This is a genomic window from Prolixibacter denitrificans (genome assembly GCF_003014495.1).
In the GTDB taxonomy this organism is placed as follows: Bacteria; Bacteroidota; Bacteroidia; order Bacteroidales; family Prolixibacteraceae; genus Prolixibacter; species Prolixibacter denitrificans.
On sequence record NZ_PYGC01000012.1, the window covers coordinates 63,204 to 89,630 of the forward strand.

The 26,427-nt window shown below is 45.7% G+C and carries 17 protein-coding genes; 3 read left to right on the forward strand and 14 right to left on the reverse strand.

Annotation, left to right across the window (positions count from 1 at the left end):
- Positions 1 to 37 precede the first annotated feature (37 nt).
- From galB to CLV93_RS17550, 8 genes are all read right to left on the reverse strand, one after another.
- Entirely contained in the window at positions 38 to 2,464 is a 2,427-nt protein-coding gene (gene galB / locus CLV93_RS17515; protein ID WP_106543520.1) for a beta-galactosidase GalB, read from the reverse strand.
- A gap of 194 nt (positions 2,465 to 2,658) precedes the next feature.
- Positions 2,659 to 3,564: a hypothetical protein gene (locus CLV93_RS17520; protein WP_146142062.1), complete on the reverse strand. Its 906-nt coding sequence runs from the start codon at positions 3,562 to 3,564 to the stop codon at positions 2,659 to 2,661.
- Between the two features lie 28 nt (positions 3,565 to 3,592).
- Positions 3,593 to 5,179, reverse strand: a complete 1,587-nt coding sequence (locus CLV93_RS17525) for a RagB/SusD family nutrient uptake outer membrane protein (protein ID WP_106543566.1) — start codon at positions 5,177 to 5,179, stop codon at positions 3,593 to 3,595.
- A gap of 20 nt (positions 5,180 to 5,199) precedes the next feature.
- Positions 5,200 to 8,361 carry a SusC/RagA family TonB-linked outer membrane protein gene (locus tag CLV93_RS17530; RefSeq protein ID WP_211297899.1) on the reverse strand — a complete coding sequence of 1,054 codons (3,162 nt, stop codon included), beginning with the start codon at positions 8,359 to 8,361 and terminating at the stop codon, positions 5,200 to 5,202.
- Positions 8,362 to 9,170: 809 nt separating this feature from the next.
- A complete protein-coding gene (locus tag CLV93_RS17535; protein WP_106543567.1) occupies positions 9,171 to 10,682 on the reverse strand; it encodes a family 43 glycosylhydrolase in 1,512 nt (503 codons plus the stop codon).
- Between the two features lie 231 nt (positions 10,683 to 10,913).
- Complete coding sequence (locus CLV93_RS17540) at positions 10,914 to 15,251, reverse strand: hybrid sensor histidine kinase/response regulator transcription factor (protein WP_106543523.1); 4,338 nt, start codon at positions 15,249 to 15,251, stop codon at positions 10,914 to 10,916.
- A gap of 34 nt (positions 15,252 to 15,285) precedes the next feature.
- The gene (locus tag CLV93_RS17545) at positions 15,286 to 16,692 is read right to left on the reverse strand and encodes a radical SAM protein (RefSeq protein ID WP_106543524.1); all 1,407 of its coding nucleotides are present in this window, start codon (positions 16,690 to 16,692) and stop codon (positions 15,286 to 15,288) included.
- Positions 16,693 to 16,864: 172 nt separating this feature from the next.
- Positions 16,865 to 17,311 (reverse strand): HvfX family Cu-binding RiPP maturation protein, encoded by a 447-nt coding sequence (locus CLV93_RS17550; protein WP_106543525.1) that lies wholly within the window; start codon positions 17,309 to 17,311, stop codon positions 16,865 to 16,867.
- A gap of 216 nt (positions 17,312 to 17,527) precedes the next feature.
- Between CLV93_RS17550 and CLV93_RS17555 the strand changes: the two genes are divergently transcribed.
- Together CLV93_RS17555 and CLV93_RS17560 are read left to right on the forward strand one after the other, a co-directional pair.
- Complete coding sequence (locus CLV93_RS17555; RefSeq protein WP_106543526.1) at positions 17,528 to 18,502, forward strand: tocopherol cyclase family protein; 975 nt, start codon at positions 17,528 to 17,530, stop codon at positions 18,500 to 18,502.
- Between the two features lie 71 nt (positions 18,503 to 18,573).
- Positions 18,574 to 18,945 (forward strand): hypothetical protein, encoded by a 372-nt coding sequence (locus CLV93_RS17560; RefSeq protein ID WP_106543527.1) that lies wholly within the window; start codon positions 18,574 to 18,576, stop codon positions 18,943 to 18,945.
- A 185-nt stretch (positions 18,946 to 19,130) separates the two neighbouring features.
- Here CLV93_RS17560 and CLV93_RS20300 read toward each other — a convergent pair whose 3' ends face one another.
- The 3 genes from CLV93_RS20300 to arfB all read right to left on the reverse strand — a co-directional run bounded on the left by CLV93_RS20300 (position 19,131) and on the right by arfB (position 22,326).
- Positions 19,131 to 19,307, reverse strand: coding sequence for a hypothetical protein (locus CLV93_RS20300; RefSeq protein ID WP_153637044.1), 177 nt, complete (start codon positions 19,305 to 19,307; stop codon positions 19,131 to 19,133).
- Between the two features lie 377 nt (positions 19,308 to 19,684).
- Positions 19,685 to 21,121: a bifunctional metallophosphatase/5'-nucleotidase gene (locus CLV93_RS17565; RefSeq protein ID WP_106543528.1), complete on the reverse strand. Its 1,437-nt coding sequence runs from the start codon at positions 21,119 to 21,121 to the stop codon at positions 19,685 to 19,687.
- A 797-nt stretch (positions 21,122 to 21,918) separates the two neighbouring features.
- Positions 21,919 to 22,326, reverse strand: a complete 408-nt coding sequence (gene arfB / locus CLV93_RS17570; protein WP_106543568.1) for an alternative ribosome rescue aminoacyl-tRNA hydrolase ArfB — start codon at positions 22,324 to 22,326, stop codon at positions 21,919 to 21,921.
- Between the two features lie 188 nt (positions 22,327 to 22,514).
- On the opposite strand from arfB, the gene CLV93_RS17575 reads away from it, so the two are divergent.
- Positions 22,515 to 24,992: a plasma-membrane proton-efflux P-type ATPase gene (locus CLV93_RS17575; protein WP_106543529.1), complete on the forward strand. Its 2,478-nt coding sequence runs from the start codon at positions 22,515 to 22,517 to the stop codon at positions 24,990 to 24,992.
- Here the strand turns inward: CLV93_RS17575 and CLV93_RS20140 are convergent.
- The 3 genes from CLV93_RS20140 to CLV93_RS17590 all read right to left on the reverse strand — a co-directional run bounded on the left by CLV93_RS20140 (position 24,974) and on the right by CLV93_RS17590 (position 26,368).
- Complete coding sequence (locus tag CLV93_RS20140) at positions 24,974 to 25,186, reverse strand: hypothetical protein (RefSeq protein ID WP_146142063.1); 213 nt, start codon at positions 25,184 to 25,186, stop codon at positions 24,974 to 24,976. The two genes, CLV93_RS17575 and CLV93_RS20140, sit on opposite strands and share 19 nt — an antisense overlap.
- 95 nt (positions 25,187 to 25,281) lie before the next feature.
- On the reverse strand, positions 25,282 to 25,788 hold the full coding sequence (locus tag CLV93_RS17585; RefSeq protein ID WP_211297900.1) for a nitroreductase family protein: 507 nt from the start codon (positions 25,786 to 25,788) through the stop codon (positions 25,282 to 25,284).
- Positions 25,789 to 26,083: 295 nt separating this feature from the next.
- Entirely contained in the window at positions 26,084 to 26,368 is a 285-nt protein-coding gene (locus tag CLV93_RS17590) for a hypothetical protein (protein ID WP_246187236.1), read from the reverse strand.
- Positions 26,369 to 26,427 lie beyond the last annotated feature (59 nt).

Consider the following 26,427-nt stretch of genomic DNA (forward strand, 5'->3'; position numbering starts at 1 on the left):
ATTGAATGATTTATACTTTGTCTTTGCTTATCCTTTTTTATTGAGCTGTTAGCGTCACCTTCGCATCTGGTAGTCCTTCTGCTGAAGCTGTGAGATAGATGTTTCCCGGTTTTCCGTCTGACTGAAGAACGATGAGGCATTTTCCGTTAAAAGCGTGTCGGTAGTTGGCCTTGAATGGCTCGTGGCTGGTCTCACTTCCATTATCCACGCCGGCAATGGTGGCTTCGCCATTTACTTTAAAACGAACCAGGTTGTCGGCATGTGGAACCAGCGTTCCGTTTTGGTCGACCACATTTACGGTCACAAAAGCCAGGTCTTTACCATCGGCATGGATTTGCGGACGATCCACCGTAAGCTGTAATCTGTATGGTTTACCAGCTGTTTGAATTTCTTTAGTGAGAATAACTTTTCCATCCTTTTTTCCCACTGCTTTTAACGTGCCGGGCTCGTAAGTCAGTCGCCACATCAAATGAAGTTTGTCACCCGTCTTTTTACGGACACCCATTGATTTCCCGTTTAGGAAAAGTTCCACCTCATCGCAGTTGGTGTAAGCCCAAACATCAATAGTTTGCCCTTTTTTCCAGTTCCAGTGCGGGAAAATGTGCAGTACCGGTTTGTTGGTCCATTCACTTTGATAGAGGTAGTACGCATCTTTCGGGAAGCCTGCTAAGTCGACAATGCCGAAGTAGGAGCTTCGTGCCGGCCATGTATAAGGCGTCGGTTCTCCCAGATAATCGAAGCCGGTCCAGATAAATTGTCCCGAAAGGAAATCGTATTTCTCGATGAGTTTGAGTGTTTCTTCGTGTGTCGAACCCCATGGTGCATGGCAGTTATCGTAAGACGAGCAGGTGTAGTCGGGGTTTCCCTTCTCTGGAAGATCCCAACGTTTGGGCCACAGCCTGATGCTATCAGATGGCATGTCATAACTTCCGCGGGTTTGCAGCGAAGACACCGTTTCGGTAGCAATGAATTTTTGCCCGGGGAAAGAGTCCGGGAAGCTGGCATACAACTGATGATGGTAATTGTAACCAATCAGGTCGAGCGCACCCGATTTGATGATGCTGTTGCCGGGTTGCGGATCGTTGCAGGCAGATGTAATCGGACGAGTTGTATCGTATTGATGAACGATGCCGGCCAATTCACGTGCGATACTGGTTCCGGTAGAGTCCCATTGTTCCGGAATTTCGTTACCAATGCTCCAAATCATCACACTGGGGTGATTGCGGTCGCGAAGAATCTGGTCGGTCAAATCCTGCTTGTGCCATTTATCCCAGTCGTGTGAATAGTCGTATTTCGTTTTCTGCTTTTTCCACATATCAAAGGCTTCGTCCATGACAATGAAGCCCATTTGGTCGCAAAGCTGCAGCAATTCCGGAGCCGGAGGATTGTGGGAAGTCCGGATAGCGTTGACGCCAGCGCCTTTTAAAATTTCCAGCTGTCGCTGAATAGCGCGGGTGTTGACGGCAGCTCCCAGACATCCTAAATCGTGGTGCATACAAACACCATTGATTTTCATGGGAACGCCGTTCAGCGAAAAGCCTTTTTGCGCATCGAAGTGGAAATAACGGATGCCAAACGGTACGGTTTTATCATCGATGATTTTGTTGTCACTGATAACCTGGGAAACACTTTTATAAAGAGTAGGCGAGTCGATTGACCATAATTCAGGTTGCTGAATATGGAATTGTTGGTCAACAGAAGCCGTTTCTCCCGAAGCAATTTCTTTTTCGTTGTCAGTTTCTCCGACTTTCGTCCCGGTTTGATTAAAGAGTGTCGTGCGGAGCGTAATTTTTTTCGATTCCTTTGAATCGTTCGTAACCTGCGTGGTAACCCGCACCAATGCATTTTCGTTACTCACTTCAGGTGTAGTGATGTGTGTTCCCCAATGGGAGATATGAATCGGGGAAGTCAGTTCGAGGCGAACATTTCGGTAAATGCCGGAGCCGCTGTACCAACGGGAGTTGGGTTGGTTTGAATTGTCGACTTTCACGGCAATGAGGTTGGTGCTGTCGCCAAAATGCACGTAGGGAGTCAAATCGTATTGGAAGGATATATAGCCGTTCGGGCGTTTGCCGAGATAGTGGCCATTGATCCAAACTTCGGAATTGTGATAAATACCATCGAAGTCGATGAAGACTTTTTTTCCTCTATTCTCTTTTTCTAATGAAAAGGTTTTGCGGTACCAGCCTATTCCACCCGGAAGGGCACCGCCACCAGCACCGGCCGGATTGTCTTTGCTAAATTTACCTTCAATGCTCCAGTCATGAGGAACGTTTAAGGTTCTCCAGTTTGTGTCGTTAAATGCAGTCCCACTGGCATTGGTTGTATCGCCCAGGTGGAATTTCCAGTTGTTGTCGAAATCCCGGATGATTCGGGCCCGGTCACTCTGCGACTGATGCTGATCGCATCCATTCATCATTAAAGACAGTGAAACCAGCAGAAGAAGGGTGTAAGTTAATTTCATTGTATTCAGTTAGTAGAAGTTTTATTGTACAAAATACTATAACTTGTTTAATAAACCTTAGCGATTACGGTCAAAATGCTTTGGAAATGCATACTTGTTTTTATTGTCTTCGAAGAGAATAAGAGTTTTATGAGTAGAAATAATCCGGGAGAGCAAAGTGCCCTTCCCGGATCAAACTGCTACTTGTGATGAGACTAATGTGAATCGTAATAAGCTTTGCTAACGAAGTTTAATGTTTGAATGCAGGCTCCCTGTCCGGAAATAACCGGATCGCGAAGAACACCAATCATCATTTTGTCTGCTGTCAACGCCATAATCTTGAACTTCCCTGTCCATGATTTGGTCAGGGTTGTATGGTAATTGATGGGATGAATCAGTGTTACATCGTTCAATGTAATGGTGTGATTCTTCGTATCCAGCATATAGGTTCCAGACTGTTGTCCACCCATCGTAATTCCATCCGGTGTAGACGTGTGGTCAACCTGTACGTAAGGGCCGTCTTTCAAGTTAAAAGTCATTGAACCGAAATCGGTAGCAGCGCAAAGCCACTGGTTGCCGGACCAATCAGGTGACCAGTTCCACGAATCACCACCAACAGCAACTCCGTCGGTTACTGAAAGCCAACTATCGTTGGTTCCGTAAAAGTAGATGGGACCCGCCCATATCTTACTGACGCCGTTGGCATCCAGGTCTAAGTACCAGGTTTTTTCTTTGCCATAACCTCCGGAAATGTTGGTCCACATATCTCCGCTTACAGCATTCTGATCAAGTGTATTTATTGACACCTGTACCGAATCAGCCTGTACATATCCACCGGCGCTTTCTACTCCGTATTTAAACGTGTAATCGCCGGGGAATGCGACATTAATCGTATCGACGACCTTGATAGAACGTCCAAATGGAGTAGTCCACAGCGGGGTTACATTAGGTGTCAAACTTGTGAGAACGATATCATTTGGATTGGCGCTCGATGGTTCTATCGTGAAATTTAAATCGCTTTTGGAGAGTAATGCTCCAAGCTCATAGTTATCGGGTGTACAAGCCGAGAAAAGCAAGGTGAGTCCCAATAACGTATATAAAATTTTGAATCTATTTTTCATTGCTTTCTGTTTTATTGATCCGTTAATCTTACCAACCTGCATTTTGTTTCAGCGTTCCTGAAGACAAGGTAATCTGGTCGTTCGGTATTTGCTGAAAGCCGTTGGTTGCTTTGATATTCGCTTCCAGCTGAGAAGCACTTGGAGGCGTTCCACCATTATCCAGATAGGAAACAGAAGTGTTATCAGCAATGGTTTTGGCTGCTTTATCAACTCCCTGACGGAGCAAATCCCAGTAACGGATACCCTCTCCAACAAACTCGAGTCGGCGCTGGGCCATGATCACATCTTCGTTAACCGAAGTGGCCGGCGATGCGGAAGGATTAGCTCTTTCCAAAACCTGGTTGTAATACGAAACAGCATTGGGACTTCCCAATTCAGCTGCCATCAGCAATACATCGGAATAGCGGATAGCAAAATAGTCCTGGTACTGACCAATTTGGAAGTCTGTAACAACAGATGTTCCTGTTGAATCACAGATCGGACTATACTTTTTCATAAAATAGCCAGTGTATTCCCGGTTCTTGTCTGCTTTGGAATAATCCGGAAATTCTTCTGAAATATTGATGATGGAGGCGAACCGGCGACTATCGTCAGCGCTGAATGTATTGTATAGTTTCGGGTCTACTGTGCAGGCACCCCAGCCGTACTGGTAAGGGAAATGTGACTCTTCCCTGATTCCTTCCATCACCATCCATGTATTGCCCGTAATGTTACCGTTGTAATCACCGGTTGACGAGTACTTGATAGAGAAAACCACCTCGGGGTTATCTTCCCCTGCATAGGTAACACCTTTCGCTAACGATGCCGCCGGCCACAGGGTTGTGTAGTCGCTGACCAGGCTGTGGCCGCTGTTGGCGATGACATCTTCAACCGCAGCCAAGGCTGTTTGAGCTGTTTCACCGCCAATTGAGCTTTTGCCGTAGTATCCGCTGTAGAACAGATAAACCCGTGCCAACAATGACTCGGCAGCCCATTTGGTCACCCGACCACTCGGAACGCTGGTGTAGTCGTTCGAAGGAAGATGATCAACAGCATAACGCAAGTCGTTCATAATTAATGTATACGTTGAGTCGGCACTGGCTTGCGGCACATTGTCCAGGGTAGGGGTGGTGACCAACGGAACTTTCTCCCAAAGACGTACCATATCGAAATAGCAAAATGCACGAATGAACTTGGCTTCCGATTCGTATTGTGTTTTTACTGAAGTGCTGTCGCCCCATGAGACCTGGTCCAATTTACCCAGCAAAACATTACAACGGTATATCGCCTGGTAGTAATTTTTCCAGGTAGTACCAAAGATTGATACATCGGAAGGAGAGATCGATTTATTGAATTCATCAAGCATCTGGTATCCGTAACCATCCGATGCTCCTGTCCCTCCTAAGCTATTGTCAGAAAATACCTCAGAAGCTACCGGGAAAGCAGTCGCTCCGTTCCAAATCAAATCCAGACCGTTATAGCATCCCACCAGTGCCGTGTAGGCATCTTCAGGTGTCTGGTAATATGATTCATTGGTTTTCTTCGGATCCGTCAGGTCCGTCGTGAGAAAGTCACTGCACGAACTGAAGGCGGTCATTGCAATTAGTGCAATAAACAAAATCCTATATCGTTTCATATTCATGTTTTCTTTAAGGTTTAGAATTTAAGATTAACACCGACCATAAGTGTTCTGGGACGCGGATAGAAGCCCAGGTCAACTCCTTGTCCGAAAGAGTAAACATTGTTGGCGTCTTTAGCCGAGTACCCTACTTCCGGATCCATACCATTGTATTTGGTGAAGGTGAACAGATTTTGAGCAGCTACATAGAAGTGAAACTCGCTGAGGTTTTTCCATTTAACCAGCCTGGCAAAATCGTAGCCTAGTGAAATATTTGAGATACGCCAGTAGCTTCCATCGTGGATGTACAAGTCTGAGAATTTAGCCCAATTGGCATTATCCTGTGTTACACGGGGCATGGTGTTCGATGTACCTTCACCATGCCAGCGGCTCAGAATCTCACTGGTCCAGTTTCCATATGCACTGGCAACGTTCCGGTACGACTGAACGATTTTATTTCCGGCTACGCCATTGGTTGTTACCGAGAAATCAACATTCTTATAGTTGCATGAGAAACTCAGACCAAAAACTTCGTGTGGATTCGGGTCACCAATGTTGGTTTTGTCGTCAGCAGTAATTTTGCCGTCACCATTCATATCCACATATTTTACGTCGCCAGGTTGTGCATCGGGTTGAAGTACTTGTCCGTTGCTGGTATAGCTCCGCACATCAGCCTCATTTTGGAATATGCCATCTGTTTTGTAGCCCCAGAAATATCCAATCGGGTTTCCGGCTGAAGCACGGAAAAACTCGGGTGCATTGTTAAACAAGATATTGGTGCCGCCATGAATAATTCCGTCTTCGGTTGGAATGTTGTTGACAATGTTTTTGTTGTACGAAAATGAGCCGCTAACATTATAATGGAAATCTTTACCAATGTCGTTGTTGAAGGACAACTGAACCTCGACTCCTTTGTTGGTTACGTCACCGCCGTTGATATAGGGGTTGGTCTTTACTCCTGCAGTTGCCAGCAGTGGAGCGGCAATCAGCCAGTTTTTTGTCTTCTTATTGTAGAAGTCTACATTCAGACTCATTCTGTTATTCAGAAACTGTGCATCAAAACCCAGATCGGTCTGGTATGAGGTTTCCCATTTGGTATCGGTAACACCGATTGTCGACGGATAAGCTCCCTGCGTCAGCGTGCTGTTGTCGCTTCCAAAGTTGTACTGCGCATTGGACAGCTGAATGAGTGACAGATAGTTGAAAGCCGTAATAGCATCATTACCATTGGTACCCCAGCTTCCGCGAATTTTCAGGAAGTTGATAACATTTTTCAGTGGTTCCATAAAAGAGGCGTTGGATGCCACCCAGCCCAGAGATACAGACGGGAAGTAACCCCACTGATGTCCCTTGGCAAACATAGTGGAACCATCGGCTCGGAACACCAGCGAAGCCAGGTAGGTCTCCTTGTAGTTGTAGTTCAAACGACCGAAGAACGATTGCTGTGCATAAACGGCATTCTGATTACCGGTCAACGAAATGGTGTGCGTAACGGTCTGGGCATCGCCGGGATCACTACTCGGACTCATGGTGATGGTGGTTACCTCAGAATTACTCAGGTAAGCGCGGTCGAAGTTGCCGAACAGTGTTGTTCCCTTGTTCGAACCGTTCATCCAGCTTCCGGTGTATTTGCGTACAGAAGTACCACCCAAAATGTCAAACTTGTGATCGTTGAGATTGAAGGTGTAGTTAACCGTATTATCCCAGTTCCAGGTATAACCTTGTGAACTACTCTGGGTAATGGTTTCGTAGTCGTTATACGAATAAAGTGAAAGGTGCCCGTAAGCCGGCAAATAGCTGTGATAAGCCGATGCCGAGTAGTTCAAACCAAAAGTCGTTTTGATTTTCAGATTTTTAATCGGCTCCAATTCAGCATATACATCACCAACCAGCGTTTGTGTTTTTGTATTGTTTTTGTTGGTCAAAACCATTGAGGCGTAGGGATTGGATTCGCCGTCGTACCAGGGACCGCCATTGTAAACAGTTGAATTCTGGCTGTTCAGGAAATTACCGTCTGAATCGTACATGGCGAGCAGCGGCGATGTGGTGAAAGCGCCACGGAAACTGTTGTTGTAGATATTTCCGTCCTTAATCCCTTTCTGTTTTTTAAACGAGAAGGTCAGGTGTTCTCCAACTGTCAGCTTTTTGTTGTACAGTTTGCGTTCGCTATTGCTGCGGAAATTGTATCGTTCGTAATTCGAGTATTTCGAACCACCGACAATACCACCCTGGCTGGTATACGAAAGTCCCAGTGAGTAAGTCGAAATGTCACTTCCGCCACTGGTCGACAAGTTGTAGTTTTGCGTGGGAACGTTCGAAACGAACATCTCGTTCATCCAGTTGGTGCCTGTTCCCAGTGCGTCAATTTGTGACGGAGTGAAAAGCGGTCCTTTGCCAGAGTTGATGGCTGCCTCGTTTTGTATGGTTGCATATTCCCGTGCATTCAGCAAGTCCACTTTACGCGGAACATTTTGCAAACCGTAATAGGCATCGAAGGTAACCTGACCGCCTTTTTTGCCGGAAGCACTTCCGCTTTTGGTTGTAATCAAAACAACACCGTTGGCTCCGTTTACCCCGTAAATAGCACATGATGCAGCATCTTTCAGAATGTCGATCGTTGCAATGTCTGAGTTGTTCAGGTAGGTGATATCGTTGGTAATTACCCCATCGACAACATACAACGGGCTGGAGTTACCAATGGTACCCACACCACGAATATTTACTTTGAAACCTCCTCCGGGTTGTCCCGATTCTGAGGTAATGTTTACACCGGCAGCTTTTCCCTGCATGGCTTGTAAAGCATTTGTTGTATTCTCTTTCTGAAGGCTCGAACCATCAACAGAAGCAGTAGCACCCGTTACCAGCTTCTTTTTTTGAACACCGTAACCAATTACCACCACTTCGTCCAGGCCTTTGATATCCTGTTTCATGGTGATGGTCACTGTTGTTTTTCCGTTTAGCGGGATGGTTTGTGTCGTGTACCCGATAAACGATGCTTCCAGAACGTCATTCGGTTTGGCCTGCAACGTAAAATGGCCATCGATGTCGGATACGGTACCCGTTGACGTGCCTTTCACTACAATGGTAGCGCCCGGAATGGGTGAACCATCGTCAGCACCCACTACGGTTCCATTGATGGTAGCCAGCTGATTCTGGGCAAAACCAGGAACAGCAAGAAATACCAACATCAGGATTGCCATGATTCGTGCTATTTGAATCATTTGTTTCCGAAATAAGAAGAATCGCGTCAGCGACTTTCTTAGGAGTTGTTCATTCTTCATAGGTTTATTTGTTTTATTGAAAAAAGGGTGTAAAACAAGTTCTCACCGAAAACTCAACTGTTTCCGGTTTCTATATAATCGTTTGTGAATGTTTGTTGCAGAATTTTTTGTACCCGCCTGTAGATGTAAGCGATTCGGTGGATAATAATAGACCGCGATACCGGTTGCCGGATGAGATACTGTGGCAGTGGTAGTGCACAAAGTATGGTGCTGTTTCCCGGAAGGGATTTCCGGATACCACAAGGCAAGCTTGTGCATACCTGTTCGTGTTGTCGTGCAGCCAATGCAGGTTTGGATTAAAATTTTTCATATGACCCAGTTAGTTGATTGCCGCATTTATGTCCCGTTGCGACAAAATTGTTACTGACGAATGTATTGATTCGCGCTGCCGGGTATAGGATTGGTTTGTTTCTGTGTGGGGTGATAAATGTTAACAGGGGGAGAAATTTGTAAATAAAAGGGGGAGAAATGTTAATGGTATGACCAATTAGGGCATTTCATAATAGTCATCAGAACAGTTGATTCGTTATGATTTCTTTGTGAAGGATGATTTGGTGAAAAAGAATGCCGGATGAGCCGAGAATATATTAGTGATGCAATTATCCTGCAGTCATCAATCGGATGTGCATAGCGGCTTGTATCGTCAAAAAAAATCCCTCCGGAGAGGGATTTTGTATTTGAACGAATTGGATGGTAAAAGGTAGTCAATGTTATAATCCAATTGTTGTTTATTTAATGGCTTCATACTTGAAATTCCTGAACCTCACGGTTCCTTTTCCAATGGAACAAAGCCCGATTCGCAAGCTTAAGAATCCGCCGAGTACATTATGGTTCAGGCTGGAAACTTCCATCGAATTTTCAATTTTCTTCCAGTTCTTTCCATCGGTGCTGTAATACATGTCGACCGTATTGTTCATACTTCTAAGCCTCAGGAAGACATGTCGGTTGATGGCATCTTCTTCCGTTACGAACTGCCATCCCCGCAGATTGGCCAGGATGTTCTCTTTGTCGGCCAGCATGCCCGAATTGAAATTGTTATTGTAGAAAAGAACCAGGCCACCCATGGCATCGCCTTCAATATCCATTTCCACCTGAGCGATGTAGGAATGGTCGGACGGAACACACAGCAGCGGAGAGCAATTCCCGATGGAGTTTCCCTTGCCTTTAATCTCCAGTGATTTTCCCGTAAGGTGAAAGCGGGTGGTATCGTACTCGCCGAAGAACTTCCATTGCAGGTTCAATGATTTGCCTGTGAAATCATCATTCAACGTGAAGGTGGGTTTTGATTTCTCTCCAAAAGGCCTGAGGATGGGATCATCGGTTTTGAGCCCTTCCGGTATTTTAAACCAGCCGTCTTTGGTCCATTCCACCGGTTCCAGCATGGTTTGTCGTCCCATGTTGTAATGTCCTTTTTCGTATGCATGGAACATCAGCCACCAGTCGCCGTTGACGTCGTCGAACAATGTCCCGTGCCCCTTTGACCACCACCTTTCCGACTTATCTTGTGTCCGGAGAATCGGATTGTATGGGGAATTTTCCCACGGTCCCAGCGGAGATCTGGAGCGCGCCGAGATAATCATATGGCCGGTAGCCGGTCCGGCCGTTCCGCCTTCTGCCACCGTCAGGTAGTAGTAATCACCATGTCTGACCAGTTTCGGGCCTTCCATGCAGAAACATTCAATCGACCAATCACGAGGAATCGTCCAGCCGTCGTACACATGTTGCGTTGGTCCGGTAACCCGGAGGCCGTCATCCGATAACGGGACGTAACCGCCATTGGCGGAATAGAGGTAACGTTTTCCGTTCCGGTCGGCCACATGGCCCGGGTCGATATTGTTTATTTTCAAATCGACGGGATCGCTCCACGGACCGGCTATCGAGTCGGCTGTTACCACATAAATTTCGTTGTTAGCCGGGAAATAGATATAATACTTGCCTTTGTATTTCACAAAATCAGGAGCCCAAACCGAACCCAGGTATTTGTGCAGGGCGTTGGTCACCGGTGTCCAGTTAATCAAATCTTTCGATTGCCAGATCATCAGTCCAGGGTAATATTCGAACGACGAATGCACAACGTAGTAAGTATCTCCGTCGCGCAGAATACTCGGATCGGGGTAATCCCCGTCAAAAATGGGGTTCACAAAGTAGTCGGTGCCGACGGTTCTGGGGTTGGTTTGGTATTGGGCATGCGCCCACACCGCCAGTTTTGCCAGCAATAAGGTCAGGATAATTTTCTTCATATTCTTCGTTTTAGCGATTTCGTTAGCGCTTATCATCTGTTTTTTTGATTCAGTTGGCTGAATGTCGCATGGGTGTTGTGTTGCGACCAAACTATCACCGACGAAGGTATGGATTAGCGCTGATGGGAGTGGGGGTGTTTTGTTTCGTAAACGGGGAAAAATGTTACCAGAAAGGCCAATGGATATCGATATTCATAATCTGTCACAAAAAAGTGAGGAAAGAGAGAAAGTTTACCCGTTCCCATTTTTCCCGTATTGCGACGGTGTGATGCTGAATTCGTTTTTAAACTGCCGGGCAAAATATTTCGGGTCGTTGTAGCCTACCCGGTACGCCACTTCGCTAACGGTGAGCTGACCTTGTTTGAGGAATTGGGCTGCGCGTTTCAACCGGATGGTACGAATGAACTCGACCGGGGTTTGTCCGGTGAGCGAAGATATTTTCTTGTAAAGGTTCACCCGGCTCATGCCCAGCTCCGAGCTCATTTCCTGTACCGAGAACTGACTGTTGGCAATATTTTTCTCGACTAAATCAATGGCTTTTTGGATGAAGATTTCGTCCAGCGAGGTGATTTCGATTTCGCTGGGGCTGACATCGATCTTCTTACGGAAGGCTTTCTGCAGCTTCCGGCGTTGCGCCAGCAGGTTCTTGATGCGCGATTCGAGCAATTTGAAATTGAATGGCTTGGTGATGTAATCGTCAGCGCCCACATCGAAGCCTTCCATCTTCTGGTTGTCGGCTACTTTTGCGGTCAGCAGAATGACGGGGATGTGCGACGTCTCGGCCGTAGTCTTGACTTTTCGGCACAGTTCGATGCCATCCATCACCGGCATCATCACATCGCTGATAATCAAATCGGGCAGCGATTTCGATGCTATTTCCCAGCCGGTATGTCCGTCGCCGGCTTCGAGCACTTCAAAGGTGAGTTTGAAATTATCCTTCAGGTAAAATCGGAAATCTTCGTTGTCTTCCACCAACAACAATACCGGTTTGGTACTTTTCGCCGGCTTACCGGTTGTTTCACTTTCTTCTGCCGTTTCCGGTTCCATCACAACCGAAGGCTGAGCTGCCGGTTGGCGTTTCCAGCTTGCTTGTTCCGCTTCTGCCGATGTTTCTTTGCCAAATACCAATGGTAATGTCACCCGGAAACAGCTGCCTTTTCCCGGCTCGCTCTCCACGGTAATGGTGCCGTTTTGCAACTTCACATATTCATTTACGAGCGCCAGCCCGATGCCGCTTCCCTGGTTGTAATCGGAGCCGTTGGTCTCATCCTGGAAGAAGCGCTCGAAAATGCGTTGTTGTTTTTCTTCCGGAATACCGATACCGGTATCGCTGATGCTGATTTCGATGGTGGGCTGTTCTTTTTCGTCTAAACGAACAGCTACATGTACGTCGCCGTTTTCGGAGGTGTATTTGAAAGCATTGGAAAGCAGGTTCAGGAGAATTTTTTCCAGTTTATCGTGGTCGAAATACGCGGTGACATTTTCTACATCGGTCTGGAAATAGAGATGAATATTCTTCTTCTCCGAGAGGTCGGAAAACGATTCGGTGGTTTCGCGAATGAAACTGACAATTTCGCCTTCACTCGGACGGAGCTTAATCTCCTGGAATTCCAGCTTCCGGAAATCGAGTAATTGGTTCACCAGGCTTAGCAAACGTCGGCTGTTTCGGTAAATAAGCTGCAGGTGTTTCTTTTCGTCGTTGTCTTTCGCTTTTTGCAACAACTGCTCGATGGGTGTGATGATTAGCGTGAGCGGCGTGCGGAACTCATGACTGATATTCGTGAAGAAACGGAGTTTCAGCATGTCGAGGTCGTGCAGGCGGCGTGCCTTGATTTTTTCCCGCTCGATCTCGAATTTTTCGTGCTCCCGCCTGATAATCCGCTGGCGCCATAACCAAATGATGAGCAGGATAATGAGCACATAGGCGACATAAGCGTAAATCGTTTGCCAGAAAGGAGGGAGGATGTTAATCTTCAGGGTAGCACCTTCCTGGTTCCAGTAGCCGTTGTTGTTCGATGCCCTGACACGCAATGTGTACTCGCCCGGGTCGAGGTTGGTGAAGGTGGCCCGGCGGTTCTTCCAGTCGGTGTAAATCCAGCTGTTATTAAAGCCTTCCAGTTTGTAAGCAAATTGATTTTTTTCCGGATGGAAATAACTTAGCGTGGAGAAGGCTACCGAGAAGAAGTTTTCGGCGTGCTTCAGCGTGATTTCTTTGGTGTCGGTTACGGATTGCGGCAATAACACACGGCGGTTAAATTTTTCACCTACCCTGATGGTTTGGTTGAACACCTGCAGATTGGTGAATACCACTTTCGGTGTGTTTTTGTTTTCAATAAGGTTTTCGGGACTAAAAAAGTTGATGCCGTTCGGACCACCGAAGAAGAGCTGCCCATTGCGGGTGACATAAGCCGCCCGTTCGTTGAATTCCTTGGCCTGCAACCCGTCTTCGTCGTCATACTGCTTGATGCGTACGGCAAAATCGGATACCTGGTCGCCTTTGACGAAGATTTGAACCAGTCCCTTAATGGTTCCCAGCCAGATATTGTGTTGTTGATCCTCTACTATAGAAACAACGTTGTTCGTCGGTAAGCCGTTACTTTTCAAAATACGCCTGAACTGGCCGGTGTGCTCGTCGTACACATTCAGGCCTTCGGGTGTGCCTACCCAAATCCATCCGCGCGAATCGGCTAACAGGCAATTCACCGTATTGCTGCTCAATGTCGTGGTATCTTTGTCATTATGAAGCAGTTTACTGAATTTTTGGTTTCTTGTGTTTAAGATGCTCAGGCCATCGGGCGTGCCAATCCACAGGCGGTTTTGTTTGTCTTCGACCAAAGAAATGATAACATTGGAAACGATGGAATTCGCACCGCCGGTACGAAAATGCTGAAAACTTTCCGTATCACGGTTAAACCGGTCGAGTCCGCCGCCCAGTGTTCCAATCCAGAGATTGTTAAATGAATCTTCAAATATCGACCAGATATTGTTATCGGATATACTGGTTGAATCTTTGGGATTGTGGGTGTAGTGAGTGAATTTTTTCCCGTCGAAACGGTTAAGGCCACCGAAGTAAGTACCAATCCAAAGTTTGTTTTCGTGATCGATAAACAGTGAAACAATTACATCGTTGGAGAGGCTGTTCGGGTCATCGTCATGATGAACGTAATGGGTAAATTTTCCGGTTTTCCGGTTATAGTAGTTTAGTCCGCCGCCATTAGTCCCAATCCACAAATTCCCTTTTTTGTCTTCGGCAAAGCAGTTAATATCACCAAAGTTCAGCCCTTCTTCATTTTGAGGCGTATACCGGATGGTGTTGAACAGGATCAGGTTTTTGTGATAATAGCTAATTCCCTCTTTATAGGTTCCTATCCAGATAATCCCTTCGCTGTCGCGGAACATGGCCGTGACGCTGTTGTGAGCAATGCTGTGGACGTTGTAGGTTTCGTGTGTCAGGTAGCGTATGGTGAAATCTTTTTTGTCGAGTAGGTTGATGCCTCCGTGGTCGGTGGCTATCCAGATGTTGCCATCCGAGTCTTGTGTGATACCGGTAATGATGTTGGTGTTGGTATGAGTGGGCCTGGAAGCCTGGTCGATGTGGACAAGTTTTCCGGTGGCAGGCTCATAATAAAAGAGGCCGATGGCATGGTCCTGTGTCGAAATCCAGATATCGTCATCTTTGTCAATAAATATGCGACAATCCAATTGTTCCCCGGGATACCGGTCATGCAAGAAGCTGGCCTGAATCTTCGCTTTCATGCTCCCTTTGGGCTTCATTTCCAGGTAACCATCCTGATGGATGAGCCACAGGTTTCCTTTTGAATCTTCGGCCATGGCAATCACATCGGAGGTTGCTTTTATACCATTTTTATTGGCGAGATGTTCTACCGGGACAATATCCTGATGAAGCGTGTCGAAGCGGAATACCCCATAACCACTGGTCATCAGCCAACTCTTATTTTCACTGTCGGTAAACAGGTTGATGAAATGACTGATGAATTCAGGGTGTTTTTGCAGAACAGGAGAATTGGAAAAGGAGAAAGTCTCGGTTTTTGGGTCGTAAACGTTGAAGCCGTTTTGAGTTCTGACCCAAAGTTTCCCATTGCAGTCCTCGCTAATTGCCGCGATGATGTTGTTGTCAATCGATGTACTGTCGGACGGATTATGTGTGAAAACTTTAAAGGAGTAACCATCATAGCGGTTCAACCCAGATGTAGTTCCGAACCACATAAAGCCTTGCTTGTCACGCAAAATGCATGTAACATGATTATTCGATAACCCGTTTGTATTATTTATCTGGGCAAAGTTGTATTGTTTCTGTTGAGAAAATGCGGAAACACTAGAAAATACAGCTATAAGCAGTATTAGGATAAAGTTGGTGAATCTGATTTTCACAGGCCGGCTTTTACTTGATTCAGTTCCGCAATTTAATAAAAGGTTGGTATTTCCTGAAACATTCGGAATAAACGCGGATAATATTCTCAGAAATGGGGCCGACAGTAGTTTTGTTCCCACAATGTTGTACCGGAATGAAGCTTGTCTTTCTGTAGCAAAACAGACCGAAAACTCCATCCCGGGATTTATGGCAATTTAATCTGACGTTCTGTCAAAAATATTCCGGCAATCCTTCCTCAATTTGTTCGTGTTGCCAGATGATAAAGAGCTGTTCATCCTCAAAGCACTCCTTCGGTTTCTTCCCGTTGATGAGCTGCAGCAGAAGATTGGACAAATTGGGACGCAGTGATAAATCATTTACAACAAAACCCGATTCGATGTATATGTTGCGGGCAGAGGTTAACGAGATGCGGCTCACATCCGGAATATCGCCGGTTTGCTCGCTCAGCCGCATATTGGTGTACGAAACCAATATCTCTTTCGTAACCGGAAGAAAGCGTTCCAGCATTTTGGCTTTGAGCAGTACTTTGCCTTGCGGCTCATTAATCTGAATTTTGCTTTGCTCGCTTTCCGGGAGTTGAGCAAACAGTTGCCGGAATTGCTGCCAGTCGGAAACCACGATAGCTAAATTCCGGATATATCCTTTTTCGGTTATTTCCTCGAAAGGTTTAACAATAAACGGAGCCAGTTTATTGCGGAATCCCGATTTCTGGTAACGGCTTTTGTAGGCATACGAACAGTAATTCACCGGCAGATTGATTTGTTCCTGTTTTGTATACTCCAGAATTTTTAAAGCGGTTATCTCCGAATCGGGCAGTGTTACTCTCGGACCATGAGCGAATTGAAAGTTTCGGTCGAGCAGTTTGGGCAGGTTGTAGGGCGTTAATCTCATCTGGTGCAGGTTCAGATGCGACAATCCGGCTTCGGCCGACTCCTTAACTGCTTTTTTTAATTGCTCGAGTTCATCAGGCACGGCCGGAACTTCCACTGTTACTACCGGAATGATGCCAATCGCTTGTTTCACCTTTTTTAGGTTATAGTTGGTCGCTCCGATGTCGAACCGGATTTCATTCAGCCCCAGTTCAGCCAATTCTTGCAACTTTTTTGGCGTCGAAAGAATGCCATTGGTATACATCCAGATGTAGAGCTCGTTCCCAAACGAATCTCTCAACGCTTTCAGAAATGTTTTTACCCGATCGAATGTCAGGAAAGGCTCGCCGCCACTAAAACTGACGCCTTTGAAGCCCATCTTTTTTATGTAGGCGACATACTCTTCCGGTGTGTGAAAATCGATGGTTTGTGTTTCCGGTACGCCAATGGTTTCCTGTGGAGCAGGACAGTAAAAGCAATGCGCATTGCAACGGTTGTTGATGAAAAGACAGCTCCATTCGCCTGCACCGCAAAGCCGGCAACCCGGCGACAGATTGCTGGTGTCGACTTTCGTTTCCTTAAATCCGGTTTGAATGTTGTCTTTTAGTCGTTCGAGGATTTGGTCCCGTTCGGCTTCCAGTTCAATTCCTTCGTAATACCCCAGCCATTTCAGCTGGTCGTAAAAAACACCATATTCCAGACGATTTCGTTCGACGAGATCGTTCCGGTACTTAATTAAGGCGTTCATCTCTTATTTCCTCATGGAACCTAACGATATCAATGTTTAGCTCAATTCGGTTATACGAAAAAAGCGAGCAAATATATCGAATTTTCCAATCAGAATTTCAGCCGGAAGCAGTATTCAACGCGCGGATGATTAAATAGATTCATTCTTGTTTTGCGCTCCGTTGTTGAGTTGTTTATCTTTTTCTCCGAAAGAAATCAATGATTGAGTCGATGCTGATTTTCCCGGGACCGAGGATGAACAGCGTAAACAGCATGAGCATGTAGTATAGCGGAATCTCAAACCCATTATCACTTGCAGCGAATCCATGTTGCCAGTGAACCGTTTTGATAGCAACAAACATCACAAACATGAGTGGAATGGTGATTATTCGGGTTCCTAATCCCAGGAGCAGCAAAATTACACCCAATGCTTCAGTGGAAGCTGCCATGTAGGCATTCAGGGTAGGCATCGGCATTCCCATTTGTGTAAACCAGGAGATGACGCCATCCATGTTGCTCCACTTCATTTTGGCAGGACCCATAAATCCATAGGCGAGGATTAGACGTAAGAAAAGGAGGGGAAGCGCTTTTGCTTTGCTGATAGCTTCAACCAATTTGTGGTAAGTGGAATAGAGTTTCATGTCTTCGTTTTTGGTGTTTAGACGAATTGAGTCCTGCTACCTTACATGGCGGGAAAAATTTTTATATCGACCGGACCTTGCCGCCCATTATAGCTTGGGAACCATAAAAGAGGTCGTCTTTTTTATCTCCATGGCATTTCTTATCTTTTTTATTTGAATGGAGTAATAAGAGAGACTTTTGCTTTAGGTGTAAAACAGTTTAACCAGTTGAAATTCATGCAAATTATTAATAAGTGGATTACTTTTTTCAATCCGGAACAGTTCCAGGGATGGGGTCGTAAAAAGCGTTATTTCGAGGGCTGGTACTATAAGATGGTTAGTGCAGGCGAAACCAAAGCTATTGCTGTTATTCCGGGTATTGCGATGGATGAAACCGGAAAAAAGCAGGCCTTTATCCAGGTACTTGACGGACGAAAACATACTTCCGAATACTTTCGTTTCGATGCGGAACAGTTCCGGCCGCAGGCACGAAAATTTCAATTCTCGATTGCCGACAATCATTTTTCACTCGATACGATACATTTGGAATTGCCCGTCCTTTCAGGTGAATTGCATTTCTCGGGGATGGTGCCCTGGCCAAAGCCCTGGTATTCGCCCGGAATTATGGGCCCTTACGCATTCGTGCCTTTTATGGAATGTTACCATGGAATCGTCAGTATGGATCACAGCATCGAGGGGAAGCTGCAGTGGAATGGTGGATCTGTTGACTTTTCGGGTGGACGAGGTTATACTGAGAAGGATTGGGGACTATCGTTTCCCAGTGCGTATATCTGGATGCAAAGCAACCATTTTTCCCGTCCGGGAATTTCTCTGAAGCTTTCTGTCGCGAACATTCCCTGGATACGAAAAGCTTTTGTAGGATTCATAGCCGGTTTGTGGTTGGACGGGAGGTTAATTCGTTTTACGACATACAACAAGTCGGTTTTGCGTAAGTCTTCGGTCTCAGCGGAATTGGTTGAATTGATCATTGAAAATCAGAGCTACCGGCTTTGGATTCGTGCCTACCGGGAAAAAGCTACAGAATTGGCTTCACCTATTCATGGATTTATGGAGGGACGGATTGAAGAAAGCATGACTTCGACCATTGATGTGGAGCTATTCGATAGAAAAAGAAGAGTGATAGTATTTAAGGATACCGGGCGAAATGCCGGTCTGGAGGTAGCCGGAAATATTCAGGAAATTATCCTTTGAAAGCTTTACGGATAAAGTGGCATATTTTTGTTTACTTCACTTCCACGGAATAACGAAATGTAATCGATTGTATGAATCTTCCCGATATACGTAATGATAATGTTGCCTGGTTTCTCGATAGCGCTGCTGTTGTTCAGGAAACTGCCGAGCAGATCATGAAGGATTTTGCCATGTTTGGTATTACCATCACTTTCTCAGGAAATACGGACCAAGCTTACCGCGAATTGCACGAGCAGTTGGTCGATCAGATTCGTCATCTGCTGGCCAATGATTATCAACGGCTTTTGTCGGTGCTTTACCAAGTGGATATTACGCAAAGGGAAATTACACAGGCCGGTTTGGATTTGCCCGATTATAATGAGATGGAGGTATTGGCACATCAGATTATCGTGCGCGATTTGAAGAAGGTGCTGACCCGACGTTATTTCAAATCGCAGGGTTAATGTAGTTTCAACTGAACCGTGTAAAAACACAAATGGGAACCATTCTTTGACGAATAGTCCCCATTTCGCTGTTGAAGTTTTCACTTCACAGTGTCAGGTTACGGTTATTGTGGCCGGCTACATGACCGTCCGAAGACTTTCGTGCAACCTCAGGCTCTTGGACAATATTTGTTACAACATCATCTTCAAGCTGTCCCTTCGGCGTCCCGGGAGGACACCTTCCCGGACGAAGCTTCTTTCAGGCTATCTCTGTCTATCTGTTCCGAAGAACTGATTGACAGTCGATGAAGTGAAACAGGAAATAAATTCCTTGTTCCGGCTTCTTTCTGCAACATTAACCGGAGTTGCTGCTGCAGAGCCATCAGATTCAGTTTTGAAATGAACGTTTCCGTTTATCCGAGACCGACTGGCAGTTCGATTGGATTTTACTCCTTTCGCTTTCCAGGCTTCAGCTCCTTCAACAAGCAAGTTTTGCAACCTGAACGATCGGAATCGAGCCTCAATTAAGTGACTTTTTTCTTCTCCTTGTTTCCGGCGCGACCTTTTATCGCTCACCTGATATATGCAAATTACAATGTTTTATTTATCAGGCAAGTGTTTTTGGCAAAACAAAATCAACGAAAAACAAACAAGAGATATTAACAATTGTTGATAACGCTTGTGGGCCTTGTTTCTATTGATTGTTTGGGATTGCTGGGGCTGGATCTTCAGCAACAATCGGTAGAGCTAAGGAGAAAAATTATTCGCTAATAATGGTCAATCGCCCTTCTTTTTGGGGATGCAACACTTTATTTTTCAGTGCGTAGTGCTCGAGTGCTTTGTAGTCCAACATCGCTTTTGGATTGTTTTTACCGATGATTCTCCGGAATCGATTCGGTGTCCGATTCAGAATGTAGTTATTCATTGTGACGGAAATTGAGTCACTGGAAGGAAGGGGAGTTCCGTTTCGATAAACTGAAAGGGAATCATTTTCCAGTCGGTAGGTGTATTTTATGCCGAAAACCTGAAAGAGTTGCCCTGTTTTACTGTTCACGTTGGCTTTGATTAGTTTCTCCAATTGGTTTCCGGTTATTTTTACCAGGCATAGCTTATTCCCGAAAGGCAATAACGAGCGGGCTGACTTCAGTGTGAAAGTTCCTGCGGGAACGTTAGCCCGGATGCCACCGCCATTAATGAGCGCAACGTCGGAATGATATGCCGCCCGAAAAGCATCAGCAACCAGGTTGCCCGCAGCGCTTTCACCCGTAATTCCTTCCCGGAAGGAAAGAGGAACTTCCAATCGGGCCAGTGGTTCCGAAAGCTTTTGATTCATGTCATTCCGGTAAAATACTTCGAGCTTGCGAAGTTGCGGACTGGGTAAAACCGTTGAGTCCAACGGAATGATTTCGACAGATGGTCTTCCGGTTTTCCGGAGGATAACATGGGCAACCGAACTCATATTTCCTGCCGGAGCGATAATCGGGCGCTTTCCCAGGTAAAATACATTGCTGTTGTATTCATGCTCTTCTTCTGTGAAAACGAAATTAATTTGAGGAAATGCGTTGAGTAATTTCCTGTTGGTTTCGAGGTCGGTTTGTGTAACGGCAATAATCCAGTCGGGGTGTTGTGACTTTATCTCTGGTAAAACTTCGGATGTGGCTTTTGTCAGATTTTCCTGAACAACACCTCCGTCATTTAATGTGGTGTTCATCGCGTCTGTTAAGCCGATAAAAGCAATCCGGATACCATGGAAATTGTGAATAACGTAGCGGGGGACATCAGCGAACGGTTTTCCGGAAGGAGACTGAAGATTAGAGGAAAACCACTGGAAAGTTGAGCGCCGGATGAGCGAGTTGGCGTGATCGGAACCAAAATCAAATTCGTGCTGACCAAAATTGCAAAGGTCGAGCGGAATTTGATTAAAAGCCCGAATCATCGGCCAGCCTTTGTACATTCCTCCGAATAAAACACCTCCGGCCAAATCTCCACCGTGAATCAGGAAGGTATTCTGATTTTCCTGGCGGATGCTGTCTGTTATTGTTTTCAGACGGGCGACGCCACCTCGTCCTCCGGGAACGTCTTCTACCGGAAAAATGCGATGAGCATCGGTGAAATAAAGCAAATCGACTTGTTGGGCTTTTACTTTTGATGTTATTCCTAATATTATCAGCAGAAGAATAGAGATAAGTTGCCGCATCAGCTATCCGGATTAAGATTTTGGCGTGAAAATAGAAAAAATGGTTGAAGTGTTGGAGAGAAAAGAGATGGTAAAAACAAAGGGGGGAGGAAGGATGAGGCTATAAAACACAAATGGGAACCATTCGGAGGAATAGTTCCCATTTCGCTGTTGAAGTTTTCACTTCACAGTGTCAGGTTACGGTTATTGTGGCCGGCTACATGATTGTCCGAAGACTTTCGTGCAACCTGTGGCTTTTAGATAATGCCTGTTACAGCATCGTCTTCAAGCTGTCCATTCGGTATTCACGAGGAATACCTTCCCGGACGAAGCATCTTTCAAGCTATCTCTGTTTTCGTGTTCCGAAGAACTGTCCAACAGGCGATGAAGACGTCTTGGGAAATGAATCCTTGTTTTCATCTTCTTTCTACAGCGTTAACCGGAGTTGCTGCTGCAGAGCCTTGAGATCCAGTTTTGGAATGAACGTTGCCGTTTATCCTTGACCGACTGGTAGTTCGATTGGATTTTACTCCTTTCGCTTTCCAGGCTTCAGCTCCTTCAACAAGCAGGTTTTGCAACCTGGATGATCGGAATCGAGCCTCAATTAAGTGACTTTTTTCTTCTCCTTGTTTCCGGCGCGACCTTTTATCGCTCACCTGATGAATGCAAATTACGACGAATCAGTTATATGTCAAATGTTTTTGGCAAAACAAAATCAACGAGAAACGAACAGGAGATATGAACAATTGTTAGTAAGTGCTTCAGTTCCTTTGTTTAAGCCATCTTTGAGATGTCTTGAGCACGAAATATTCGGTTTTTTAGTCGAAACGAGGGCGTTGACGGCGTGATTTTTTCTCCGAATGTTGCTTTTTCTTTTCCAATCTTCTACGGCGTGAAGCCAATGTTGGACGGGTAGCTTTCCTTCTTTTTTTCGGAGTAAGTGCATGATTGATCAAGCGATAGAACCGGTCAATCACTTTTTCTTTGTTTTTCAGTTGCGAGCGATCGTTTTGTTCGGTCAGAATCAGTTCGCCTTCCTTGTTCATCCGGTTCGCCAGCTTGCGTATCAATATGGCTTTTTCGTCGGCAGACAATAACCCGGATGATTCGATGTGGAATCGCAGTTCGACTTTGGTATTTACCTTGTTCACATTTTGTCCACCTGCTCCGCTGCTGCGCGAAGCACTAAATTTCAGTTCCGGCATGAAATTACGATGGACTAACATGGTATCGCTATTTTGTTGGGCAAAGATAATGGATTGCATCTTGATTCCTGATAAGAAAGGGGTGTTTTCCTCCGATAATTGCTTATTAGTTTAACAATAATTCAACTCTATTAATGTTTTTTAAACTGGTTAAAGCAAACTACTCTTTGTGCTCAATTGTTTTTCTGTTGATTTAAAATGATTGCCTTATGAACGGAAACAATGCAGTGGAACCGGAACTTAATGACCTGACCATTGATGAACTAAAAGAAAAACTTCAAACTTCCGAAAAAGGCTTGTCCTCCGAAGAAGCGTCGAAACGACTGAGCCAATACGGGCTCAATAGTCTGAATGAACACAAACAGCATCCCATTGTCAAATTCCTGAAAAGTTTTTGGGGACCTATTCCCTGGATGATAGAAATTGCAGCGATTTTATCGGCTGTTATTCATCACTGGGAAGACTTCTGGATTATTTCTGCCTTGCTGGTGCTGAACGCGATTGTTGGTTTTTGGCAGGAGCACAAAGCTGACAATGCTATTGAGCTGCTGAAAAAGAAACTGGCGCTAAAGTCACGCGTTATTCGTGACGGAAAATGGACCGAGCTTCCCGCCGGGCAGTTGGTGCCGGGTGATTTGATTCGCCTCCGACTGGGCGACGTGGTTCCGGCTGATGTGAAATTAACCAAAGGAGATTACTTGCAGCTGGATGAATCTTCGTTAACCGGAGAATCGTTGCCGGTTGAGAAGAAGGCTTCTGAAATGGCTTATTCCGGCTCGGTTGTCAAACAAGGCGAAATGAACGGAATTGTGACAGCTACCGGAATGAATACGTTCTTCGGAAAAACAGCTAAATTGGTTCAGGAAGCGAAAACGACCAGTCACTTCCAGCGGGCGGTGATAAAAATCGGGAACTACCTGATTGTTTTTGCCTTCGTGCTGGTTTCGCTCATTTTTATCGTCTCCCTTTTCCGGGGTGAGAGTATGCTTCACTTCATTCAGTTCGCGTTGGTACTGATGGTGGCTGCGATTCCGGCGGCTATGCCGGCAGTTCTTTCGGTTACGATGGCTGTCGGGGCATCGGCGCTTGCGCGGAAAGAGGCCATTGTTAGCAAGCTGGCTTCCATTGAAGAGATGGCTGGAATGGATATTCTTTGTTCGGATAAAACGGGAACCATCACCAAAAATGAGTTAACCCTGGCTGACGTGGTGCCTTTCGACCAATTCGAAGTTAACGACGTGTTGACGCTGGCCACGTTGGCTTCTAATGAGGAAGACCACGATCCCATCGATACGGCAATTATTGATCGGACGAAAGCTGAAGAAGCAAATCAAAAGCGTCTGAATGACATTGAGATTGTCGATTTCAAACCTTTCGATCCGGTGATTAAACATACCGAGGCGAAAGTAAAAGAAGGCACTTCGGAATATCAGGTAGCCAAAGGTGCACCACAGGCTATTCTTTCATTGATTGATAATCCTGGTAAGGTGAAAGAACAAGTCGATAATCAGGTGGAAGCTTTCGCTGAAAAAGGATATCGCGCGCTTGGGGTAGCCCGTACCGACAAAAAGGGCCACTGGCAATATGCCGGCATGATACCGTTGTACGATCCGCCTCGTGAGGATTCTGCTGAAACCATCAAAACCGCTCAGGAAATGGGCGTTGAAGTGAAAATGGTAACAGGCGATCATACTGCAATTGCGAAAGAAACTGCCGATCTGGTGGGTTTGAAAAGAAACATCAAAAATACAGATGCCATTATGCAGCCTTCCGAACGAATGGCATTGAAAGAGATTGAAGAAGCCAACGGTTTTGCCCAGGTTTTCCCGGAACACAAGTACCATATTGTCGAGATACTGCAGCATAACGACCACATTGTTGGCATGACGGGGGATGGAGTAAACGATGCTCCCGCGTTGAAGAAAGCCGATGTGGGAATTGCTGTTGCCGGAGCAACGGATGCTGCCAAATCGGCTGCGTCTATCGTGCTAACAAAGCCCGGATTATCGGTTATTATTGATGCAATAAAAGAGAGCCGGAAGATTTTCCAGCGAATGAATAACTATTCCATTTACCGGATTGCGGAAACCATTCGGGTTCTGCTGTTCATCACGCTATCGATTATAGCGTTTAACTTCTATCCGGTTACGGCTCTGATGATTGTTCTGCTGGCTCTGCTGAATGATGCGCCGATTATGACGATTGCGGTAGATAATGTGAAGTATTCCCGTACACCTGATAAGTGGAATATGCGTACTACATTGGGAATTGCTACTTTTCTGGGTGTGGTTGGTGTTTTCTTTACCTTCGCTCTCTTTTTTGTAGGTAAGGAAATGCTCCATCTGAGCGATGCCGTGCTTCAACCGTTTATCTATCTGAAACTATCGGTTGCCGGACAATTGACAGTATTTATGGCACGCACCAAAGGACACTTCTGGTCGGTGAAACCCTCCAAAGCGTTGATGATTGCCTTTATCAGTACACAAATTGTCGCTACACTGATAACCGTCAATGGCTTCCTGATGCCCGCCATGGGCTGGAAACTGGCGGCTTTGATTTGGGGATGGGCTCTTTTTGAACTGGTTGTAACCGATGCATTGAAAGTATGGATGCTGAAAGTGCTGGATCACAGTGATGTTCGTTTCCGTAATTACAAACACTGGGGGCGTCATTCGGTACGTGGATGATGCTCTTTCGAACTTGTTTTGAAAGAAGGTGGTCTGACTGGAATGATTTCAATCACTTCGTCACAAGCGGCACAGAGGTAACGTTCACAGCCAGTGCAGGCAAAACAGTTGCTGCAGTATTTGCGTAAGTCGGCTTTGGCAAACTCTTTTCCGCAGTGCGGACAGGTGACGGTATGCTGTTTGGGTTCAGGCACGTTGGCTTACCTTGGATTCATAAAAATAAAAAAAAGCTCCCGGATTGGAACAATGCGTTCTTCCGGAAGCTTTTATTTTTTCCGGTAGTCTTACTTTACAATCGTATTTCCCGGACAGGTTTCCGTGTGCGACTTTCTTGTTCAGCCGTTTCCTGCGTATAGCCGATGGCAGCCACAGCCACCGGATGGTAACCTTCGGGCAATTCGATGTTTCTTTCGATTTTTTCTGGGAAAAATCCTCCCATCTGGTGTACCTGGACACCGGCTTCGACTCCGGCCATTAAAAAGAATCCCATAGCCATACCGGTATCGTGCCAGGCGTGTCGATTAGGTTTTCCGTTGCGCGCATAGTTGTTATTGGCCAGCGTAACGACAAGGACTGGAGCATCGCCGGCCCAGTTTTGGTTGCCCTCCATTAGTGCATTATAAATTTTTTGGAAGTTTTCTTCCCCGTTGTGGGCAACCAGAAATTTCCAGGGCTGCTCGTTATACGAACTGGGAGCCCATCGGGCAACATCCAGCATGTCATTTATCAATTCGTCACTAACAGGTTGATTGTTGAAAGTGGTCGGACTAAAACGTTCGGCGACCATTTTTTTCATCGTTTTTATATCTTGTGTATACATAGCTAATGATTTAAAAATCCTCATTAGCAAAACTAATCATCATATAACCGAAATGCTTGCACAATTTGGGGAATCTGTTGTACAATTTAAAGGAAAGAATAGGCCTCGTTGTTTTTATCTCCTTAGAAATGTAGAGAACATATTCTCTTTGTTTTGGATACTTACTTCCCAAAAAAATCCCGGGTCACTGGTTAGTGAGTCCGGGAAATTTGTAAAGCATGTTTATCAGCATCCATTATTGGAGTCTGAATACTCTCCAATCATACTGTCTCTAATTCCATTTGTGGAACATGGCTGCTCCGAATATTGCCATAAAGAGTAACCAGATAACAATGCCGATAGCTGCCCAAAGCAATGCTGCTTTTGCCCAGTTTGCCTTACTGGGATTGGTGTTGCTGCCAAATGCCCACACAAATAGCAATATAATTCCAACCAGAGGAATTGCTGTCAGGAAGAGGGTGAGAAACCAGTCAGAAATCGTGACAGGCGGTTGTGGAACTTGTTGTGGTGTTTGTTGAGGTTGCTGCGGCTGTTGCTGCGTTTCTTGATTTTCCATGAGAATTTGTTGTTTAGGTTGTCCTACTCGTAAGGCTTTTCGGTTCCGCCCCGTTTTTT

Bases quoted from the DNA above. Each gene is read 5' to 3' on its own strand.
- CLV93_RS17530 (WP_211297899.1), bottom strand. From the start codon at position 8,361: ATGGCAATCCTGATGTTGGTATTTCTTGCTGTTCCTGGTTTTGCCCAG.
- CLV93_RS17590 (WP_246187236.1), bottom strand. From the start codon at position 26,368: ATGGAAAATCAAGAAACGCAGCAACAGCCGCAGCAACCTCAACAAACA.
- CLV93_RS17555 (WP_106543526.1), top strand. From the start codon at position 17,528: ATGCAAATTATTAATAAGTGGATTACTTTTTTCAATCCGGAACAGTTC.
- arfB (WP_106543568.1), bottom strand. From the start codon at position 22,326: ATGTTAGTCCATCGTAATTTCATGCCGGAACTGAAATTTAGTGCTTCG.
- CLV93_RS17575 (WP_106543529.1), top strand. From the start codon at position 22,515: ATGAACGGAAACAATGCAGTGGAACCGGAACTTAATGACCTGACCATT.
- CLV93_RS17540 (WP_106543523.1), bottom strand. From the start codon at position 15,251: ATGGAGTTTTCGGTCTGTTTTGCTACAGAAAGACAAGCTTCATTCCGG.
- CLV93_RS17565 (WP_106543528.1), bottom strand. From the start codon at position 21,121: ATGCGGCAACTTATCTCTATTCTTCTGCTGATAATATTAGGAATAACA.
- CLV93_RS17550 (WP_106543525.1), bottom strand. From the start codon at position 17,311: ATGAAACTCTATTCCACTTACCACAAATTGGTTGAAGCTATCAGCAAA.
- CLV93_RS17535 (WP_106543567.1), bottom strand. From the start codon at position 10,682: ATGAAGAAAATTATCCTGACCTTATTGCTGGCAAAACTGGCGGTGTGG.
- CLV93_RS17585 (WP_211297900.1), bottom strand. From the start codon at position 25,788: ATGAAAAAAATGGTCGCCGAACGTTTTAGTCCGACCACTTTCAACAAT.
- galB (WP_106543520.1), bottom strand. From the start codon at position 2,464: ATGAAATTAACTTACACCCTTCTTCTGCTGGTTTCACTGTCTTTAATG.
- CLV93_RS20300 (WP_153637044.1), bottom strand. From the start codon at position 19,307: ATGGCTCTGCAGCAGCAACTCCGGTTAATGTTGCAGAAAGAAGCCGGA.
- CLV93_RS17525 (WP_106543566.1), bottom strand. From the start codon at position 5,179: ATGAAACGATATAGGATTTTGTTTATTGCACTAATTGCAATGACCGCC.
- CLV93_RS17520 (WP_146142062.1), bottom strand. From the start codon at position 3,564: ATGAAAAATAGATTCAAAATTTTATATACGTTATTGGGACTCACCTTG.
- CLV93_RS17545 (WP_106543524.1), bottom strand. From the start codon at position 16,692: ATGAACGCCTTAATTAAGTACCGGAACGATCTCGTCGAACGAAATCGT.
- CLV93_RS17560 (WP_106543527.1), top strand. From the start codon at position 18,574: ATGAATCTTCCCGATATACGTAATGATAATGTTGCCTGGTTTCTCGAT.